The sequence below is a fragment of the Lachnobacterium bovis DSM 14045 genome (assembly GCF_900107245.1).
GTDB lineage: Bacteria > Bacillota > Clostridia > Lachnospirales > Lachnospiraceae > Roseburia > Roseburia bovis.
The window spans coordinates 41,650-60,395 of sequence record NZ_FNPG01000005.1 but is presented as its reverse complement, the minus strand read 5'-3'; the positions used below and the strand labels follow the sequence as shown (position 1 = coordinate 60,395).

Here is an 18,746-nt window from a genome sequence, read left to right as displayed (position 1 = left end):
ATTAAATTGAAAATTACCAGTATTAAAGCAGATTTATTGGCAAAAATGTTTTTAGCTGGAGCTAAGAATTTAGAAGCAAAGAAAGAATGGATTAATGAACTTAATGTGTTCCCAGTTCCCGATGGAGATACAGGTACTAATATGTCTATGACTATAATGTCTGCGGCAAAAGCTGTTAGCGAGTTAGAAGAGCCTACAATGGATAAACTTGCTAAGGCTATCTCTTCTGGTTCTTTAAGAGGAGCAAGAGGAAACTCTGGTGTTATTTTATCGCAACTATTCAGAGGCTTTTGTAAAGTAATAAAAGAATATGACGAACTAGACGTTGTTATTTTAAGTGAAGCAGTTCAAAAAGCTGTTGAAACAGCTTATAAGGCAGTAATGAAGCCAAAAGAAGGTACTATTTTAACAGTAGCAAAAGGTGGAGCTAATAAGGCTGAAGAACTATCAACAAAAACAGATGATGTAGTAGAGTTTGTTTCAGGCGTTATTGAAGAAGCTGAGTATGTTCTTAGCAAGACACCTGATATGTTGCCAGTTTTAAAACAGGCTGGAGTAGTTGACTCAGGCGGACAAGGTTTAGTACAAGTTTTAAAAGGTGCATTTGATGCGTTAACAGGTAAAGAAATTGATTATACAATTGAATCAAATGAAGTATCTAAATCATCTGAAGGCAAAGTAGCCGAACAGCCACAAGAAGTTGAAATTAAATTTGGATATTGTACAGAGTTTATTATTATGTTAAATAATCCAATTTCAGATAAAGAGGAAAAGGCATACAAGTCATATCTTGAATCAATTGGTGATTCTATTGTAGTAGTTGCAGATGATGAGATTGTTAAGACACATGTTCATACAAACGATCCGGGTTTAGCGATTCAAAAAGCATTGACATTTGGTGCATTATCAAGAATTAAAATTGATAATATGAGAGAGGAACATCAGGAAAAACTTTTAAAAGAAGCAAATAAAGTAGCAGAACAACAGCCTAAAGAAGAATCCAAAATGGAGCACAAAGAGGTTGGATTTATTGCAGTTTCAATTGGTGATGGTATAAATGAAATATTAAAAGCACTTGGGACAGATTACATCATTGAAGGTGGACAGACAATGAACCCTAGTACAGATGATGTATTAAATGCAATTGAAAAGGTTAATGCAGACACTATTTATGTTTTACCTAATAATAAAAATATTATAATGGCTGCTAATCAGGCTGCATCATTATGCGAAGATAAAGACATTGTAGTTATTCCAACTAAGACAATTCCACAGGGAATTACAGCATTAGTAAACTATGTAGTTGGAGCTTCTGCAGAAGAAAATAAAGAAAATATGATGTCAGAAATCGAAAATGTAAAAACTGGTCAGGTTACATATGCTGTTAGAGATACAGAAATTGATGGAAAAGAAATCAAACAAAACGATTTTATGGGAATAGGAGATAAATCTATTCTTTCTGTTGGACAAGATCTTGAAGCAACTACATTAGAGATGGTAGATGAGATGGTAGACGAGGATTCTGCAATTGTAAGTATTTACATCGGTGCTGATGCTAAGGAAGAAGATGCTGATAAGATTTCGGCAAAAATTCAAGAAAAATATGCAGACTTAGAAGTTGAAGTTAATAATGGTGGACAACCAATTTATTATTATATAATTTCAGTAGAATAGTTTTAGGAGCTATATATGGAATTACAAACTTCAATTATCAATGTAAAAGGTATTGGCCCTAAAACTGAAGATATGTTAAAGAAAATAGGAGTATACACCGTAGGTGATATACTCCTTCATTTTCCTAGAAATTATTTATTATATCCTAAAGCACGCATGCTTGATAATGATATTGAATCAAATAAAACGTATGCTATAAGGGCTATTGTATCTAAAAATCCAATTGTAAAAAATAATACTAGAATTCCAATAACGTTGTTATATTTATATCATGCAGGTATAAATGTGGAATGTATTTGGTATAGAATGCCTTATATTAAATCTAAACTTATTCCGGGAAAATATTTTATTTTTTATGGTAAAATCAAGAAAAAAAACAATAGATTTGTTATGGAACAGCCGGTAGTTTATGATGAAAAAGAATATTCAAAAATTGAGGAAACTTTAACACCTATTTATTCATTAACGACTGGGTTGTCCAATAAATTAGTAACTAAAACAATTTTTGAAGTTTTAAAAAAAGAAAAATTATTCTTAGATTATTTACCTCAAAATATAAAAAATAAATATAATCTATGTGATTATAATTATGCAATAAAACAAATACATTTTCCTGATTCTATGGATAGTTTGATTATTGCCAGGAAAAGACTTGTTTTTGATGAGTTTTTTATATTTATTTTGGCAATGCAGTTACAAAAAAGTAGACAAATCAAAGAAAAGAATTCGTTTGTTTTTAAAAGAGATGATTTTGTTGAAAACTTAATAAAAAAACTACCATATGAGCTTACCAATGCTCAGAAGAGAGCGTTAGCTGAAGTGCAAACAGATCTTCAAAAAAACGTTTCTATGGAAAGATTAATACAAGGTGATGTTGGCTCAGGCAAAACAATTGTAGCCTTCTTAGCAATGTGTGAAGCTTTTAAAAATGGTTATCAGTCAGCGATTATGGCACCTACAGAAGTATTGGCTAGACAACATTATGATACATTTTTGGAATGGGCAACATTATTTGGATTAGATATTCCTTTAATTCTATTAACGGGTTCTATGACGGCAAAACAAAAGAGAGAGGCTTATGAGAGAATCCTAAATACACCAAATGCTATGATTATAGGTACTCATGCAGTTATTCAAGATAAAGTTGAGTTTTGTAATTTGGCTCTTGTTGTAACAGATGAACAGCATAGATTTGGAGTAGAACAAAGGAGTACTTTTTCAAAAAAAGGTGAATTACCTCACATTATTGTAATGAGTGCTACACCTATTCCTAGAACACTCGCAATTATTTTATATGGTGATTTAGATGTTTCGATTATAGATGAGGTTCCAGCTAGGCGATTACCTATTAAAAACTGTGTAGTTGATTCGAGTTATAGAAATAAAGCATATGAGTTTATAGCTTCTCAGGTAAAAATGGGACATCAGGCATATGTTATATGTCCTTTGGTAGAAGAATCTGAGAATATGGATGGTGAAAATGTAACAGATTATACAAAGACATTACAACAGATATTTAAGAATAAGATTAATGTTGCTATGCTTAATGGTAAAATGAAACCTTCAGAGAAGAATAAAATAATGGAAGCATTTTCAAAAAATGAGATACAGGTGTTGGTTTCAACTACAGTAGTAGAAGTTGGGGTTAACGTACCGAATTCAACAGTTATGTTAATTGAAAACGCAGATAGATTTGGTTTAGCTCAATTGCATCAATTAAGAGGAAGAATTGGTCGTGGCGATGCCCAGGGATATTGTATAATGATTAACACATCTAGAAGTAAAAATGCAAAAAAGAGATTAGAGATACTTAATAAATCTAATGATGGCTTTTTTATTGCAAGCGAAGATTTGAAACTGAGGGGACCAGGGGATTTCTTTGGTATTCGACAAAGTGGAGAATTTAATTTTCAGCTTGCAGATATTTATCAAGACGCTGATGTTTTGAAAAAAGCGGCAGATAGTGTAAATGAGATATTAGATCAGGACGCTTTATTACAAGATGATAGCAATAAAAATTTGAAAATATGGTTAGAAAGGCATTTAAGCGATAGCCTTCAGAAAATCAATTTATAAAAGGATGGCAATGCCATCCTTTTTATACTGTTATATATTTTAAGAATTAATCAATCTTTTTTAAATTTGATATATCAGGAATCGCAATCAAAGAGTAGTTAGTATAGTAAACTACAAAACCTGGTGCACCGGAATTTGGCTTTTTGACATTTTTCTTTTGCAAGTAGTCTATTTCAACTTTTTCATTTTCACGCCCACTAGAATAATATGCAGCTAAACTACCTGCTTCTTCAAATACTCTGTCAGGTAATTCAGTGTTATTTGATTTTACAATAACATGTGAACCAGGCATACCCTTTGCGTGAAACCACCAATCATTTCCTGTAGCAAATTTAAAAGTTAGTTGATCGTTTTGGTAATTATTTTTTCCAACATAAATATCATAACCATCACTTGAAACATAGTGAAAAGGTTTGCTCTTTATTTTATTTTTTTTGTTATTTTTATGTTTTTTAATATATCCAAAATCAATCAATTCTTCTTTGATTTGAACAAGGTCCTCAGCAGAAGTTGCAATATCAATTGAAGATAAAATAGATTGTAAATGCTTAATATTGTGATCAGTTTCATCAATTAGTTCGGTCAAAGCTTCGTATGTACGTTTGAATTTTTGATATTTATCAAAATATTTTTTTGAATTCTCTTGAGGAGTCATAGTTGGATCAAGAGGAATTTTGATAATTTTGTTATTGTCGTAGTAGTTAGGTGCTTCTAAAAATCTGGCATCCGGATCAAGATTATAACCGTATGAATTAATCAGTTCACCGTAAATTCGGAATTTATCACGTTTATTAGTGTCTTTTAATTGTTTAGTTTGCAAATCTAATTTTTTTTGATTACGTTCTAAAGCTGTTGTAACAATATGGCGTAATTCGTGCGATTTTTGACGAATTCGAGAGTGGTTGTTTCTTTCCTTGTAGAAAAGTTCTAGTACTTCCGAAATAGAATCATAAATTGTTGTGTTATAATCCTGGTATTGCAATAGATTGACGGAAGAAAACTCAATAGGAGCTTTTTTTTCTCTAACGATACATGGTTGGAATTTATCATTTTTCAAATCTTCAATAAACCAGAAAAAAGTATTCGCAACGTGTTGCATTGTATCATCTGAAAAAGCACTAACAGAACTGTCGCCATCTATTCCCGAACGATAACAAACCTCACTTGCTATAAGAGGACTGATACCATTAAAAGAAGTATAAATCGCTTTTATTACAGAAAGCGGTTTTGCATGAATAACGTCGAATATTTCGGACGAATTTTTAATTTTGAAAGGATCAATTTTGTCGCCCTGTGTATTTGGCATGAAATATTTTCTGCCAGGTAGAACTTCACGCAAAGAACTTACTAAACAAGAAACATGTTTAATACTGTTTATAATAGTGTTATCACTATCGCAAAAAATAATATTTGAGTGTTTACCCATTAATTCGATAATCAATGTTTTTTGTGATAAATCACCCATTTCATTTAAATGTTCAATTTCTAAATGTATAATTCTATCAAAACTAGGTTGATAAATCTTAGTTATACGCCCATTTGCTATGTGTTTTCTAAGAACCATACAAAAAGTTGGCGCCTGAAGAGGTGCTGGCTTATTTTCTTTGGTTAAACACATAAAAGGCAGTGATGCATTTACTGAAATAAGCAAACGATTTGAGCCTTTTGTACCTTTAAAAGTTAAAAGAATTTCATCTTTTTCAGGTTGGGAAATTTTACTAATTCTAGAATTTAAAATAGTATTATTCAGTTCATGAACTAAATTAGATATAACGATACCATCAAAGGCCATAGTCTTTACCTCCACATAAAAAATAAACAAATTAATTATACAAAAAATAAATAAAAATATCAATGATGTATTTGACGAATTGATAATTTGGCATTATAATAAAATACGATTATGCATTTTGGTGCATATGAATTTTCGTAAAAGTTTTATATGTTTTGTTTTATGCATGTTGTGATGTGTTAAAACATATAAGATTTTGGAAAGGACACTGTAATGGTAAAAAGTATGACAGGCTTTGGTCGTGCAGAATTTGTCGACGAAAATTGTAGATTTACAATCGAAATCAAATCTGTAAATCATAGATATCTTGACATTAATGCTAGAATGCCTAAAAAGCTTAATTCATTAGAAGGTAAAATTAGAAATCTTTTAAAAGAATATGTACAAAGAGGCAAAATTGATATATATATAACTTATGAAGACTTAAAAGATAATAATCAGTCACTTCATTACAATGAGGATATGGCTAAACAATATCTTGATTATTTGAACCAGATAAGTGAAAAATTTGGCCTTGAGAATGACGTTCGAGTAAGTACTTTATCTAGATATCCAGATGTTTTTGTTATGGAAGAAAAAGATGCTGATGAAGACGAGTTATGGCCTAAGCTAGAGGCAACTATTAGAAAGGCAGCTGATGCATTTAGCGAGTCTAGGTTGAAAGAAGGTGCTAATCTTCATAAAGATTTACAAGAAAAACTTATTAACATGCAGAAATATGTTGATATAATTGAAGAAAAATCACCAGAAATAGTAAATCTATATAAAGAAAAACTCGAAGAAAGAATTAAAGAGATTTTTGAAGAGGGCAAAGTTGATGAATGGAAACTAGCCACAGAGGTTACCTTGTATGCGGATAAGGTTTGTGTTGATGAAGAAATAGTCAGATTAAGAAGTCATATAAAAGCTGCAATAGATGAGATGAACGATGAAGAGATAGAAGATGTTGGTCGTAAGTTAAATTTCATTGCTCAAGAGATGAATCGAGAAGCGACTACAATTCTTTCAAAAGCAAATAATATTGATATTTCAGGTATAGGAATCGAATTGAAAACAAATATTGAAAAAGTTAGAGAGCAGATTCAAAATATAGAATAGGTGCTTATGAAAAAAATGATAAATGTTGGTTTTGGAAATTTGGTTAATGCGGACAAGGTTATAGCCATTGTTTCAGCAGAATCAGCTCCAGCTAAAAGACAAATAACTTATGCAAAAGATAATCATAAAATAATCGATGCTACACAAGGTCGAAAGACTAAAAGTATTATATATACTTCAGATGATTATATAATTACATCATCTCTTCAAACAGATACTTTGATAAATCGATTTGAGTGTTAAGCGATAATTAACTTTATGTGTATAATTGATTGAATAAAAGAAATAGAAAAAGAGGTATCACGATGAGCGAGAAGCAAAAAGGTATTTTAGTCGTTGTTTCTGGGTTTTCCGGGGTAGGAAAAGGCACAATAATGAAAAAGTTACTTGAGGAGCATAGAGATGATTATGCTTTGTCGGTTTCAGCAACTACAAGAAGTCCTAGAGCAGGTGAAATTCATGGTAAGTCATATTTCTTTGTTTCGAAAGAAAAGTTTGAGGATATGATAGAAAAAGATGAATTGATAGAGTATGCTCAATATGTAGGTAATTATTATGGAACACCTAAAGAATATGTGTTTAATCAGCTGAACGATGGAAAAAGTGTTATACTAGAAATAGAAATACAAGGAGCACTTAAGATTAAAGAACAATTTAAAGATACAAAGTTGTTGTTTATAACAGCACCAAGTGCTAAAGAGTTAAAATCACGTTTAGAGAATCGTGGAACTGAGACAGAGGACGTTATTAGTTTTAGAATGAATAGAGCGGTTGAAGAGGCAGAAGAAATAGAAAAATATGATTATCTTGTATGTAACAGAAATGTTGAAGAAGCTGTCTCAAAGGTACACACTATTATTCAAAATTGTAGGTTTAACAATCTTGATGAAATTAAGCAAGATTTAATTATAAATAATACAGAATATATTAATCAGATGAGAAGTGAATTAAAAGACTTTTCGAAAGGAGAATAAGAATGATACATCCATCATATGTAGAATTAATGAAAGTAGTAAATAGCGATGCGGCAGAAATAGGAGAAGAACCTGTAGTAAATAGTCGTTATTCAATAGTTTTAGCATCAGCTAGACGTGCAAGACAGATTATTGCTGGTGCAGAACCATTTGTTGCTAATCCAAAATGTGACAAACCTCTTTCAATAGCAGTTGAAGAGTTATATAATGGTCAAGTAAGAATCTTATCAGAAGAAGAAGCACAACAGCTTGAAGAGAGCAAAAAAGTACAAAGTGAGTCTGAGAACGTTGAACAAAATGTAGATACAATCGAAGAAAACGAAATAATTGAGAATTTATAAAAACGAAGGAATGGCTATGCCATTCCTTTTAAAAGTGAGGTTATATGAAGTTATTATTTATTTCACTGGGCTGTGATAAAAATTTAGTAGATTCAGAATTTATGATAGGTAAGTTGACTGCAAATGGAATTACACTTACAGACGATGAAACAGAAGCTGATATTATAATAGTTAATAGTTGCTGTTTTATTGGTGATGCAAAGGAAGAAAGCATTAACACTATTCTTGAGATGGCTCAACAAAAAGAAACAGGAAATTGTAAGTCATTAATTGTTACTGGATGTTTGGCTCAAAGATATCAAGATGAGATAAAGAAAGAAATTCCAGAGGTTGATGCAATTATTGGAACTAATTCGTATGACACAATCTTGGATGCCGTAAAAGAAACATTGAATAATACATATTATAAATGTATGAAAGATTTTGAAGGATTTCCAAAGATTGATTCTAAAAGAAGTGTTACGACAGGAGGACATTATGCATATCTAAAAATTGCGGAAGGTTGTAATAAAAGATGTACATATTGTATTATTCCATATATAAGAGGAAATTACAGAAGTATTCCAATTGAAGAATTAGTTAAACAAGCAACAGAGTTAGTTGAGGCTGGAGTAAAAGAATTAATTTTGGTTGCTCAGGAAACTACACTTTATGGTATAGATTTATATAAAGAAAAATCATTGCATAAATTATTAGACGCATTGAATGAAATAGAAGGTTTAAAATGGATTAGAATTTTATATTGTTATCCAGAAGAAATTTATGATGAATTGATTGAATCAATTATCAGAAATAAAAAAGTATGTCATTATTTAGATATGCCAATTCAGCATTGTAATGATGATATATTAAAAAGAATGCATCGTAAAACTAATAAAAAAGACATAGAAAGAATTATAACAAATCTTAGAAATAAGATACCAGATATAACATTAAGAACTACTTTGATTACAGGTTTTCCGGGTGAAACCAAAGAGGCTCATGAGGAAATGCTTGAGTTTGTAGACAAATTTGAATTTGATAGATTAGGTGCGTTTACATATTCACCTGAGGAAGGAACACCAGCAGCTTCTTATGATGATCAGATTTCTGAAGATGTAAAAAAAGATTATCAGCTTGATATTATGGAATTACAAGAAGAAATCAGTTTTGAAAAGAATGAGCAGATGGTAGGACGTATCCTAGAAGCATTTGTTGAAGGAAAAGTTGCTGATGAAAATGTTTATATTGGTAGAACTTATAGAGATGCTCCAGGCGTAGATGGTTATATTTTTATAGACACAGATAAAGAACTTATGACTGGTGACATGGTTAATGTAAAGGTCACTGGTGCATATGAATATGATTTGATAGGAGAATTAGTATGAATTTACCAAACAGATTAACTTTATTCAGAGTGATATTGATTCCTTTTTTCGTATTCTTTGTCCTAGCACCATGGTTTGAAGGATATGGAAAATTTATTGCAGTAGCAATTTTTATTGTAGCTAGTTTAACTGATATGGCTGATGGAAAAATCGCTAGAAAGTATAATTTGGTTACGGATTTTGGAAAATTTATGGATCCGTTAGCTGATAAATTGTTAGTGTGTTCCGCTTTGATTTGTCTTGTTGAAACAAGACAATTGTTTTCGTGGATTGTAATAATAATTATTGCACGAGAATTTGTGATTAGTGGTTTTAGATTGGTCGCAGCTGATAATGGTATTGTTATTGCAGCTAGTTATTGGGGAAAATTTAAAACTACGTTTCAGATGTTAATGATTATTTCATTAATTGTTGAAGGACAATTAAATGAATTAGGTTATAAGTTTGTAGCTTTACATTATTTAGGTATTGCATTAACTTATATTGCATTAGCATTAACTATTATTTCGTTAATTGATTATTTGGCTAAAAATATTGATGTATTGAAGGAACAGAAATAATGTTAAATAAAACTTATGAGAAGAGATTATATGAGATATTAAAAGAAAAGAATTGGAAGTTATCTACAGCTGAAAGTTGTACAGGAGGTTTGGTGGCTGCTACCGTAGTTAACATCTCAGGTATTTCGGAATTCTTTGAAGAGGGTTTTATAACATATTCATCTAGAGCTAAGGTGAATCGAATCGGGGTTAATCCTAAAGTTATAGATGAGTATGGAGTTGTAAGTAATGAGACGGCCGAGGCTATGGCTTTGGCAGTTGCAAAAACAGCAAGTAGTGATTGCTCTATTTCAACAACTGGTGTTGCAGGACCTAATGGTGGAACTAGAGAAGTTCCAGTGGGATGTATATGTATAGGATGTTCTGTTAAGGGAAAGGCATATTCAGAAAAAGTGTTTTTTAATGGGACTAGACAAGAAATCAGACAACAAGCAGCTGTTGAGGCAATCAAGTATTTAGTAGATAAAATAGAAGAGGTATCATAATGAGAGTAATAGCAGGAACAGCGAGAAGATTACCACTTAAAGCACCTTTTGGAATGAATACTCGTCCGACTTCTGATCAAATTAAAGAGACATTATTTAATATGATTCAGGGTGATGTGGCTGGAGCATATTTTCTAGATTTATTTGCAGGAAGTGGGCAAATGGGAATAGAGGCTCTTAGTAGAGGTGGTTTATATAGCGTATTTGTTGAAAACAATAGAAAAGCTCAAGAGTGCATCGAAGATAATATTAAGTTTACGAAATTTGAGAAGGATTCTTTATTAATTAAGAGTGATGTAATTTCTGCACTTAGAAAAATAGAGAATAAATATAAATTTGACATTGTTTTTATGGATCCACCATATAATAATGATTACGAAAAAGAAGTTTTGGAGTATTTGAAAAATTCATCGCTATTAAAAGAAGATACTTTGATTATCATAGAAGCATCTGTAGAGACTTCATTTGATTATTTGGATGAATTGGGCTATGAATTAATTAAATATAAAAAATACAAATCGAACGCACATATTTTTGTTAGAAAAAAATAATGTATTAGAAAAAATATGTTAAATATGGTATATAATAAAAGATAGAACTTCATTGTAAGTTTAATTGTAGGAGGCAATATGAGTAAGGCAGTATATCCAGGAAGCTTTGATCCATTGACTTTGGGACATTTGGATATAATAGGAAGAGCAGCAAAGATTTTTGATGAAGTTATTGTAGCAGTTTTGCGTAATAGTTCAAAAAATTCATTGTTTTCTTTGGATGAACGTGTTAGTATGATTATAGAAGAAACAAAAGAATTTTCAAATATAACAGTTGTGTCATTTGATGGATTACTTATTGATTATATGAAGAGGATAGATGCAAGTGTTATAATTAGAGGATTAAGAACGGTTACGGACTTTGAGTATGAATTTCAAATAGCTCAGACTAATCATGTTCAGGATACAAATATTGAAACAGTTTTTCTTACATCTGATTTGCAATATTCTTATTTGAGTTCTACCATAGTTAAGGAATTTGCATCTTATGGGGGAGATATTTCAAAATTTGTTCCAGAACGATTAATAGATAGGATTAATTTAAAATATCAAGACAGATAGGAGACTTTTGTATGAGTAGTAGCAGAATGGAACAGATTATTGAGGAAATTGAAGATTATATTGATGGTTGTAAGAAACAACCATTTTCACCTAGTAACATTATTGTTAATAGGGATGAAATGGAGGAATTGTTAGTCGAGTTAAGACGTAAAATTCCAGAGGAAGTAAAAAGATATCAGAAGATGATTAGCAATAAGGAAGCAATATTAGCGGATGCGCAGGCTAAAGCAGATCAGATTATTGCGCAAGCTCAGATTCAAACAAATGAACTTGTTAGTGAACATCAGATCATGCAACAAGCGTATGCACAAGCAAATGAAGTTGTTTCTATTGCAACACGTCAGGCACAAGAGATTCTTGATAATGCAACAAGAGATGCCAATAAGATTAGATTGAGTGCTATGAATTATACTGATGATCAATTATGTTCAATTGAGGAGGTTTTATCTAGAACTATTACAACATCACAAGAAAAATATGAATTATTTATTAATAATTTACAAGAACATTTAGATGTTGTAGTTGATAATAGAAAGCAGTTAAAGCCTGATAGAGATAACATAACAAAAGAGATTGAAGGATCTCAGGAAAATAATGTTAGCAGAGAGTCAGAATAGATTATAATAATCGGTGTCAAGTTTTTTGATGCCGATTTTTTAATATAATCACATTTTAAAGACAAATAAAAAAATATAATTACAAAAAAAGAAGTACGAAAAGAGTATATGAAAGAGAGTATATGATAGATGCGTTTAGATAAATTTTTAGCTGATTTGGGATATGGAACCAGAAGCGAGGTAAAAAGCCTAATTAAAAAAGGAAAAATTACAGTTAATGATATTAAAGTCAATAAACCAGAGACAAAAATTGATGAGTATAATGATAAAATAATGTATTTAAATCAGGTTATTGAATACAAGAAATATCAGTATTTTTTGCTTTATAAACCGAGTGGTTGTGTAACAGCGACGAACGATAATCTTCATAAAACTGTAATGGATTATTTGAAAGAAGAAACAAAAAAATATAAGAATTTATCTCCAGTTGGTCGATTAGACAAAGATACGGAGGGATTGTTATTAATAACCAATGATGGTCGATTATCTCATCATTTACTTTCACCAGCGCATCATGTTTCAAAAAAATATTATGTTGAATTAGATGGTGAGGTCAGCAAGAAATTAATTGAGGAATTCAAGGATGGAATCGATATAGGCGATGAAAAATTAACTAAGCCTGCTGTTTTAGAAATATTAGAGCCTAATAATTCTGCTTATTTAACTATAACAGAGGGACGTTTTCATCAAGTAAAAAGAATGTTTGAAGCTAAAAACTTAAAGGTGACTTATTTAAAGAGAGTAGAAATGTCAAGTTTAAACTTAGATGGACTTGAAAAAGGAAGTTATCGTGCATTGAGAGATAATGAAATAGATGAGTTGAAGATGAGTTGAATTGGATAGATTTAAATTTTATTATAATAATACTAAAAAACCAGTCCGAGAGGGCTGTTTTTTAGGTTGAAACAACTAACTATAAATAGTAATATATAATCAATACTATATGAATGGAGGAGCATATGAAAAATTATATTTTACTATTGCCTATTATATTTATATTCCATGATATGGAAGAAATTGTGGGTTTCGAACGTTTTTTTTAAAAAAATCCTGATATATTTGTGAGATTTCCGAGCATAATATGTTTGCACATAAGCATAGTAGTTTTGAATAATTGTGCAGGATATATTGAATTTAGATTTATTGATGCTGTAGGAAGTGTTGTAGCAATTATAGCAATGATGGTCAATCTTAGATTAGCTCATAAACTTATGGATTTTTATAATAAAAAGTTGAATTTATTAATCTCTAACCAGTAGCAGAACTATTTACGTAGTCTATGCTTATTATAAGGTCTAACAGGGATCATTTTATTGAGTATAAACTTTTTGGTCGTGAAATTAATATGCTAAAAATGTAAAAAGTCTTACGTTTAGACTGTTTACAGAATTTGATGAATATAAAAGGTTGAAGAACAATACATTTTTAGTACTAAGGAGAATATAATGAATAAAAATAATATTTCAGCAGTTATTGGAACAAATTCGTGGGGAGGAAAGTTATACGGAAAAATAATTCGAGGGAACTATGTGCCAGAGAATGTTATTAAAGATGCTATGAAAGAAGCTAAAGATTGTGGTTTGGTAACTTATGATTTAGCAAGAGATTATGGATTTGATAAAGCTCAAAATATGATTGGAGAGTTTGGAACTAAAGATATAATAATTTCTGCAAAATATACACCATTTAAACATTATAAAAAAAGGGTGTGTCAGGAAATCTCTTATGAAAGATCTAGATGATTTTAAAAGAGATTATGTTGATATATACTGGTTACATTTGCCTACGGATATTGAAAAGCATCTTTTGGAAATAATTGAACTTTACAAAGAAAAAAAGATAAGGTATATAGGAGTTTCAAACTTTAATTTAGAAGAATGTAAAAAAGCAAAAAACATTTTAGAAAAAAATGGAATTCCACAAAAGAAATCGCTAATGAATTTTCTTTTTAATAGAAAGGTTAAAAAGCTTACAAATTTATATAAAGTTATGATTAGTGTGGCAAGAAGGCACGACATAAAGGTTCCGCAGGTTGCTATAGCTTTTTGTGCATCTAAGGGTGTAATTCCGATGGTGGGATGCCGAAAACCAGAACAGGTTCATGATTTGTCACATGCTGCTGATATACGATTAAGTGATAATGAAATAAAAAAACTCGAAGAGGCGGCAGATATGACAAATATAAAAATCATGGGAGCAGATATTTTTAGACCATTTGTTTTAAAAGACAAATAGGAAGTCCAGAAAAATTGGATAGTTTGACAGATAGGAATAAGTAATTTAAAATATAAGTATAAGATTAGGTCAGGAAGCATATGAGGTCCTGACCATTTTTAAAATATTTAAAAATGTAAAAAGTCATTTTAGAAAGCTTAACATATACAATCAAGAAAGGAGGATACGATGACAAAAAAGTATTTGAGAATAGCATTAGCCTATGTAGGAGTAATTGTTGGAGCTGGATTATCATCAGGACAGGATTTAATGCAGTATTTTGTTAGTTTTGGTAAAAAAGGTATTGTAGGAATTTTAATTTTAGTGTCTCTTAATATCTTATTTGGAAAAATTATAGTAACTTTGGGGTGCTATTATGATTCAAACAATCATCAGGATGTTTTAGATAAGGTTGCACCTCGTATGGTTACTAGGATAATTGATTATACTTTAATAATTTCCAGTTTTATAATTTATTTTGTAATGATAGCTGGTGCTGGTGCCAATTTACATCAACAGTTTGGCTTAAGTAGTTGGATTGGTGCATTGATTTGTTCTGGAATAGTAATTATAGTTTCTTTTATGGATTTTGATAAGATTACTTCAGTTTTAGGAATCTTTACACCAATAATTATAATTATGATTGTAGTAATTACAATTTTTACATATGTAGGGCACAGTTACGATTTTATACATCTTGCTAATATAGCAAGCAAACTGGATTCACCTATGTCAAGTGTTATATTTTCTGCTATAAATTATTATTCATTATGTGCAATTACAGGCTTTTCTATGGCTCTTGTTTTGGGAGGTTCAGTTGTAAGAATTGGCATTGCAGGAAAAGGTGGCGCTATTGGTGGTGCTCTGATTGGATTGATAGTTTTATGTGCGTATGCGTCTTTATTTGCCAATGTTGATGTTGTAAAGGATGCAGAAATACCAATGTTGGCTATAGTTGCAAATATTAATCCTGTTTTTGCTCAAATATATACATTTGTAATTTTTGCATTAATATTTAATACGGCATTTAGTCTTTGTTTTGCCTTGGCAAAAAGATTTTCAGCGGATGACAATAAAAGGCTTCATAAAATTCTTATAGGTATTGTTATTGCAGGATATATATGTAGTTTTGCAGGTTTTAAACAATTAATTTCGGTAATGTATCCTATTCTTGGATATATTGGGATTTTATTGCTTTTAACATTGCTAATAGCCTGGGTTAGAGAAAAACAAAATATTTATAAAGAAAAAATGATTCGTAGAAAAATGATTTCAGTTGCTTCAAAAAAATATGACGAGAATCAGGAATATACAAAAAAAGATAAAAAATTGTTGAAAAAATTAGCTGAAGAATCCATTCTCGATACAGATAATATCAAACAAGATGTTAAAGAAGTGGCAAAAGAAGAACAGATTAATAAAGATGATTAATTTAGTTATAATTACGTCAAAACGGGTTGTTTATAAACAAAGATAGAATCATCAAAATAAATAGAGAGGAACATGCAATATAGTATTGCAAATACTGATAGAAAAATGAAAGAATTTAGAATTTCCAATAATGATCAAAATCAAAGATTAGATAAGTTTTTACATAAACTTTTGCCTAATGCACAGACGAGTTTTATTTATAAAATGCTAAGAAAGAAAAATATTACGCTAAATAATAAGAAGGCTAATGGAAAAGAAAAATTATCAGAAAATGATATTGTAAAGATTTTCTTTTCAGATGAAACATTTGATAAATTTTCAAAAGATATTGAAAAAGCAAAAAAAGAATATGAGTATTTAGCTAGTTTAAAAGATTCAAACATAAAAGTTGTTTATCAGGATAGTGACATAATTATAATTAATAAACCAGCTAATATTTTGTCGCAAAAGGCAAAAGAAAGTGATATTTCTGCCAACGAATATATAATAGGTTATTTGATTAGAAGTGGAGAACTGTCATTTGACGATTTCTTGACATTTAGACCGTCTATTTGTAATAGGATAGATAGAAATACTACAGGTTTATTGATTGCTGGCAAAACTTTAAATGGTTTACAACAGATGTCAGAAAGTTTAAAAAATAGAACAATTGATAAGTTTTATAGATGTATTGTATTGGGCAAAGTTGAGAAAAATCTTTATTTAAAGGGTTATTTAAAGAAGGATAGAGAAGACAATACAGTAGAGATTATTGCAGAAGATAAGTATGAAAAATTAAAGGAATCAAACGTTAAAGCTTCAAAAGAGTATTCTTTGATAGAAACTTCTTTTGAAGTTGTTCAAAGTAATGATAGATATACAATGCTGGAGGTACATTTGATTACAGGAAAAACACATCAAATTCGTGCACACTTATCACATATAGGTCATCCTATAATTGGTGATATGAAATATGGAAATAGTAATGCAAATGAATTTGCATATAAAAAATATAAAGTTAAACATCAGTTATTACATGCATATTGTCTTGATTTAAAGGAAAAAAATAAAGTTTATGCTCCAGTTCCTGCTGTTTTTGATAAATTGATGCAATAAAATGTAATAAAACAAACAAGTATAAGGAGAACTAATATTATGCCGACTTGGAATTCTAGAGGATTAAGAGGATCCATACTAGAAGAATTGCTTAATAAAACAAATATGAAATATTTGGAGAATAATTTGGCGTTGATACAAAAAATTCCAACGCCAATTACACCGATTAAGATTGACAAAAAAACAAGACATATCACATTAGCATACTTTGAACAAAAAAGTACGGTTGATTATATTGGAGTTGTGCAAGGTATACCTGTTTGCTTTGATGCTAAAGAATGTCATACAAGTACTTTTCCTTTAGCTAATATTCATGAGCATCAAGTAAAATTTATGGAATCTTTTGAAAAACAAGATGGGATAGCTTTTTTCTTAATATATTATACGATGAGTGATGAATTTTATTATTTATCATTAAGAGAATTGAAGAAATTTTGGGATAGAGCAGAAAATGGAGGAAGAAAAAGCTTTCGTTATGATGAATTAAATAAAAAGTTTTTCCTAAGAAAAGAATCAGGTTTGTTTGTGCCATATTTAGATGGGATACAAAAAGATTTAGAAGATAGATAAAATGTTTTATTTTGTTGACAAAATAGATACTAGAATATATAATGTAGTAATATAATAAAACTGTAATTTGCTAATGCTTTACTACGATAAAATATTTAAAGAGAATTTATTTATAAAAAGAGAGAATTATAATTGGAGGTTTAGTATGAATAATAGATTATTACATACACCTGATGGTGTTAGAGATATCTATAATAGTGAATGTAGAAAGATAATGAAGTTAAGTGAAAAAATCCATAATCAGTTGATTAAATACGGCTGTTCGGATATAAAAACTCCTACTTTAGAATTTTTCAATGTATATGATAGTCAAAACAATGCATTTGATTGTCGTAATATGTATAAGTTTTTTGATAAGGACGGGGAAATACTTGTTCTTAGACCTGACTATACACCTGCTATTGCCAGGTGTGTTGCAAAATATTACAAGGATGAAACATTACCCCTTAGATTTTGCTACGAAGGGAATACATTTATTAATCAATCGGATTATCAGGGAAGATTAAAAGAAACTACTCAATGTGGTGCAGAATATATCGGAGATAGCTCTAGCTTTGCTGATGCAGAGATGTTAGCCTTGGTTGTTGACTCTTTGAAATCAGTCGGATTAGATGAATTTCAACTATCAATTGGTCATGCACTTTATTATGAAGGTCTAGTTAAAGCCGCAAGTTTATCATTAAATCAAGAAGAAGAAATTAAGTCCTTGATTGTAAATAAAAACTTTTTGGGATTAGAAAAATTCATAAAAACCTTGGATTTAGAAAATGATTTATTAGCACTGTTTGAGGGATTTAATACGTTTAGTGTTGATATAGATAAATTGAATGAATTAGAAAAATATGCTCAAAAATATGATAGAGTATTATTTGCTATTCAAAATTTACAAGAATTATATAAATTATTAAAACTATATAAGATTGATGAATATGTATCATTTGAACTTGGAATGATAAGTATACATAATTATTATACAGGTATGATTTTTTCGGGATATACTTATGGCTCAGGAGAACCAATTGTAAAAGGTGGACGTTATGATAAGCTTATAAGTAGATTTGGAAAAGATACTCCAGCTATTGGCTTTACAATAGTTGTGGATCAGGTTATGGATGCTTTGAAAAATCAGAGTAAGCAATTAGAAGAAAGCTATAGCACAGAATTATTAGTTTTTTCAGAGGATAGAATTGAAGAAGCTATAAATATAGCCAGCAAATTAAGAAAAGATGGAAAAAATATTCAAACTCTTATGAAAAATTCAAATTTATCAAAAGAGGATTATTATGAATATGCAAAGAAAATGAATATTTCAAGAGTAGAGTTTTTATAGATTTGTTAAT

19 protein-coding genes and 2 pseudogenes are annotated in these 18,746 nt (G+C 30.1%); 20 read left to right on the top strand and 1 reads right to left on the bottom strand.

Annotation, left to right across the window (positions count from 1 at the left end; genetic code table 11):
* Positions 1 to 6: 6 nt before the first annotated feature.
* Both BLV79_RS01490 and recG read left to right on the top strand, forming a co-directional pair.
* Positions 7 to 1,674: a DAK2 domain-containing protein gene (locus BLV79_RS01490; protein WP_074715518.1), complete on the top strand. Its 1,668-nt coding sequence runs from the start codon at positions 7 to 9 to the stop codon at positions 1,672 to 1,674.
* Positions 1,675 to 1,689: 15 nt separating this feature from the next.
* On the top strand, positions 1,690 to 3,750 hold the full coding sequence (recG, locus tag BLV79_RS01485; protein WP_074715516.1) for an ATP-dependent DNA helicase RecG: 2,061 nt from the start codon (positions 1,690 to 1,692) through the stop codon (positions 3,748 to 3,750).
* A 46-nt stretch (positions 3,751 to 3,796) separates the two neighbouring features.
* On the opposite strand, the gene BLV79_RS01480 is transcribed toward recG, so the two are convergent.
* On the bottom strand, positions 3,797 to 5,542 hold the full coding sequence (locus BLV79_RS01480; RefSeq protein WP_074715513.1) for an Rqc2 family fibronectin-binding protein: 1,746 nt from the start codon (positions 5,540 to 5,542) through the stop codon (positions 3,797 to 3,799).
* A 213-nt stretch (positions 5,543 to 5,755) separates the two neighbouring features.
* Here BLV79_RS01480 and BLV79_RS01475 point away from each other — a divergent pair, with 213 nt between their 5' ends.
* From BLV79_RS01475 to hisZ, 18 genes and pseudogenes are all read left to right on the top strand, one after another.
* Positions 5,756 to 6,640: a YicC/YloC family endoribonuclease gene (locus BLV79_RS01475; RefSeq protein ID WP_074715510.1), complete on the top strand. Its 885-nt coding sequence runs from the start codon at positions 5,756 to 5,758 to the stop codon at positions 6,638 to 6,640.
* Positions 6,641 to 6,646: 6 nt separating this feature from the next.
* Positions 6,647 to 6,883 (top strand): extracellular matrix/biofilm biosynthesis regulator RemA family protein, encoded by a 237-nt coding sequence (locus BLV79_RS01470; RefSeq protein ID WP_074715507.1) that lies wholly within the window; start codon positions 6,647 to 6,649, stop codon positions 6,881 to 6,883.
* A gap of 62 nt (positions 6,884 to 6,945) precedes the next feature.
* Positions 6,946 to 7,614: a guanylate kinase gene (gmk, locus tag BLV79_RS01465; protein WP_074715504.1), complete on the top strand. Its 669-nt coding sequence runs from the start codon at positions 6,946 to 6,948 to the stop codon at positions 7,612 to 7,614.
* A gap of 2 nt (positions 7,615 to 7,616) precedes the next feature.
* Positions 7,617 to 7,868: pseudogene (rpoZ, locus tag BLV79_RS01460) on the top strand (DNA-directed RNA polymerase subunit omega); the annotation flags it as partial.
* Between the two features lie 131 nt (positions 7,869 to 7,999).
* Positions 8,000 to 9,322 carry a 30S ribosomal protein S12 methylthiotransferase RimO gene (gene rimO, locus BLV79_RS01455; protein ID WP_074715499.1) on the top strand — a complete coding sequence of 441 codons (1,323 nt, stop codon included), beginning with the start codon at positions 8,000 to 8,002 and terminating at the stop codon, positions 9,320 to 9,322.
* Positions 9,319 to 9,882, top strand: coding sequence for a CDP-diacylglycerol--glycerol-3-phosphate 3-phosphatidyltransferase (gene pgsA, locus BLV79_RS01450; RefSeq protein ID WP_074715496.1), 564 nt, complete (start codon positions 9,319 to 9,321; stop codon positions 9,880 to 9,882). Before rimO ends, pgsA begins: the two co-directional genes overlap by 4 nt.
* Positions 9,882 to 10,367, top strand: a complete 486-nt coding sequence (locus tag BLV79_RS01445; RefSeq protein ID WP_074715493.1) for a CinA family protein — start codon at positions 9,882 to 9,884, stop codon at positions 10,365 to 10,367. Before pgsA ends, BLV79_RS01445 begins: the two co-directional genes overlap by 1 nt.
* Positions 10,367 to 10,918 carry a 16S rRNA (guanine(966)-N(2))-methyltransferase RsmD gene (gene rsmD / locus BLV79_RS01440; RefSeq protein ID WP_074715490.1) on the top strand — a complete coding sequence of 184 codons (552 nt, stop codon included), beginning with the start codon at positions 10,367 to 10,369 and terminating at the stop codon, positions 10,916 to 10,918. Before BLV79_RS01445 ends, rsmD begins: the two co-directional genes overlap by 1 nt.
* A gap of 78 nt (positions 10,919 to 10,996) precedes the next feature.
* Positions 10,997 to 11,479 (top strand): pantetheine-phosphate adenylyltransferase, encoded by a 483-nt coding sequence (gene coaD / locus BLV79_RS01435; protein WP_074715487.1) that lies wholly within the window; start codon positions 10,997 to 10,999, stop codon positions 11,477 to 11,479.
* A gap of 11 nt (positions 11,480 to 11,490) precedes the next feature.
* Positions 11,491 to 12,096, top strand: coding sequence for an ATPase (locus BLV79_RS01430; protein WP_074715485.1), 606 nt, complete (start codon positions 11,491 to 11,493; stop codon positions 12,094 to 12,096).
* 129 nt (positions 12,097 to 12,225) lie between these two features.
* The gene (locus BLV79_RS01425) at positions 12,226 to 12,930 is read left to right on the top strand and encodes a pseudouridine synthase (protein ID WP_074715482.1); all 705 of its coding nucleotides are present in this window, start codon (positions 12,226 to 12,228) and stop codon (positions 12,928 to 12,930) included.
* 227 nt (positions 12,931 to 13,157) lie between these two features.
* Positions 13,158 to 13,355 (top strand): hypothetical protein, encoded by a 198-nt coding sequence (locus BLV79_RS12670; RefSeq protein WP_207645666.1) that lies wholly within the window; start codon positions 13,158 to 13,160, stop codon positions 13,353 to 13,355.
* A 186-nt stretch (positions 13,356 to 13,541) separates the two neighbouring features.
* Positions 13,542 to 13,956, top strand: a pseudogene (locus BLV79_RS12975) (aldo/keto reductase); the annotation flags it as partial.
* Positions 13,957 to 14,031: 75 nt separating this feature from the next.
* Positions 14,032 to 14,331, top strand: a complete 300-nt coding sequence (locus BLV79_RS13335; protein ID WP_408606268.1) for an aldo/keto reductase — start codon at positions 14,032 to 14,034, stop codon at positions 14,329 to 14,331.
* A gap of 168 nt (positions 14,332 to 14,499) precedes the next feature.
* Complete coding sequence (locus BLV79_RS01410) at positions 14,500 to 15,741, top strand: YkvI family membrane protein (protein WP_074715473.1); 1,242 nt, start codon at positions 14,500 to 14,502, stop codon at positions 15,739 to 15,741.
* Positions 15,742 to 15,813: 72 nt separating this feature from the next.
* Positions 15,814 to 16,836: an RluA family pseudouridine synthase gene (locus BLV79_RS01405; protein WP_242871407.1), complete on the top strand. Its 1,023-nt coding sequence runs from the start codon at positions 15,814 to 15,816 to the stop codon at positions 16,834 to 16,836.
* A 39-nt stretch (positions 16,837 to 16,875) separates the two neighbouring features.
* Entirely contained in the window at positions 16,876 to 17,406 is a 531-nt protein-coding gene (locus BLV79_RS01400; protein WP_074715470.1) for a Holliday junction resolvase RecU, read from the top strand.
* A gap of 145 nt (positions 17,407 to 17,551) precedes the next feature.
* Positions 17,552 to 18,736 (top strand): ATP phosphoribosyltransferase regulatory subunit, encoded by a 1,185-nt coding sequence (gene hisZ, locus BLV79_RS01395; protein WP_074715467.1) that lies wholly within the window; start codon positions 17,552 to 17,554, stop codon positions 18,734 to 18,736.
* The last annotated feature ends 10 nt before the right edge of the window (positions 18,737 to 18,746 follow it).

What these genes read in the sequence shown, in the direction of transcription:
- recG (WP_074715516.1), top strand. Translation starts at nt 1,690, where the DNA reads ATGGAATTACAAACTTCAATTATCAATGTAAAAGGTATTGGCCCTAAA.
- BLV79_RS01480 (WP_074715513.1), bottom strand. Translation starts at nt 5,542, where the DNA reads ATGGCCTTTGATGGTATCGTTATATCTAATTTAGTTCATGAACTGAAT.
- BLV79_RS01475 (WP_074715510.1), top strand. Translation starts at nt 5,756, where the DNA reads ATGGTAAAAAGTATGACAGGCTTTGGTCGTGCAGAATTTGTCGACGAA.
- BLV79_RS01470 (WP_074715507.1), top strand. Translation starts at nt 6,647, where the DNA reads ATGAAAAAAATGATAAATGTTGGTTTTGGAAATTTGGTTAATGCGGAC.
- gmk (WP_074715504.1), top strand. Translation starts at nt 6,946, where the DNA reads ATGAGCGAGAAGCAAAAAGGTATTTTAGTCGTTGTTTCTGGGTTTTCC.
- rimO (WP_074715499.1), top strand. Translation starts at nt 8,000, where the DNA reads ATGAAGTTATTATTTATTTCACTGGGCTGTGATAAAAATTTAGTAGAT.
- pgsA (WP_074715496.1), top strand. Translation starts at nt 9,319, where the DNA reads ATGAATTTACCAAACAGATTAACTTTATTCAGAGTGATATTGATTCCT.
- BLV79_RS01445 (WP_074715493.1), top strand. Translation starts at nt 9,882, where the DNA reads ATGTTAAATAAAACTTATGAGAAGAGATTATATGAGATATTAAAAGAA.
- rsmD (WP_074715490.1), top strand. Translation starts at nt 10,367, where the DNA reads ATGAGAGTAATAGCAGGAACAGCGAGAAGATTACCACTTAAAGCACCT.
- coaD (WP_074715487.1), top strand. Translation starts at nt 10,997, where the DNA reads ATGAGTAAGGCAGTATATCCAGGAAGCTTTGATCCATTGACTTTGGGA.
- BLV79_RS01430 (WP_074715485.1), top strand. Translation starts at nt 11,491, where the DNA reads ATGAGTAGTAGCAGAATGGAACAGATTATTGAGGAAATTGAAGATTAT.
- BLV79_RS01425 (WP_074715482.1), top strand. Translation starts at nt 12,226, where the DNA reads ATGCGTTTAGATAAATTTTTAGCTGATTTGGGATATGGAACCAGAAGC.
- BLV79_RS13335 (WP_408606268.1), top strand. Translation starts at nt 14,032, where the DNA reads ATGAATTTTCTTTTTAATAGAAAGGTTAAAAAGCTTACAAATTTATAT.
- BLV79_RS01410 (WP_074715473.1), top strand. Translation starts at nt 14,500, where the DNA reads ATGACAAAAAAGTATTTGAGAATAGCATTAGCCTATGTAGGAGTAATT.
- BLV79_RS01405 (WP_242871407.1), top strand. Translation starts at nt 15,814, where the DNA reads ATGCAATATAGTATTGCAAATACTGATAGAAAAATGAAAGAATTTAGA.
- BLV79_RS01400 (WP_074715470.1), top strand. Translation starts at nt 16,876, where the DNA reads ATGCCGACTTGGAATTCTAGAGGATTAAGAGGATCCATACTAGAAGAA.
- hisZ (WP_074715467.1), top strand. Translation starts at nt 17,552, where the DNA reads ATGAATAATAGATTATTACATACACCTGATGGTGTTAGAGATATCTAT.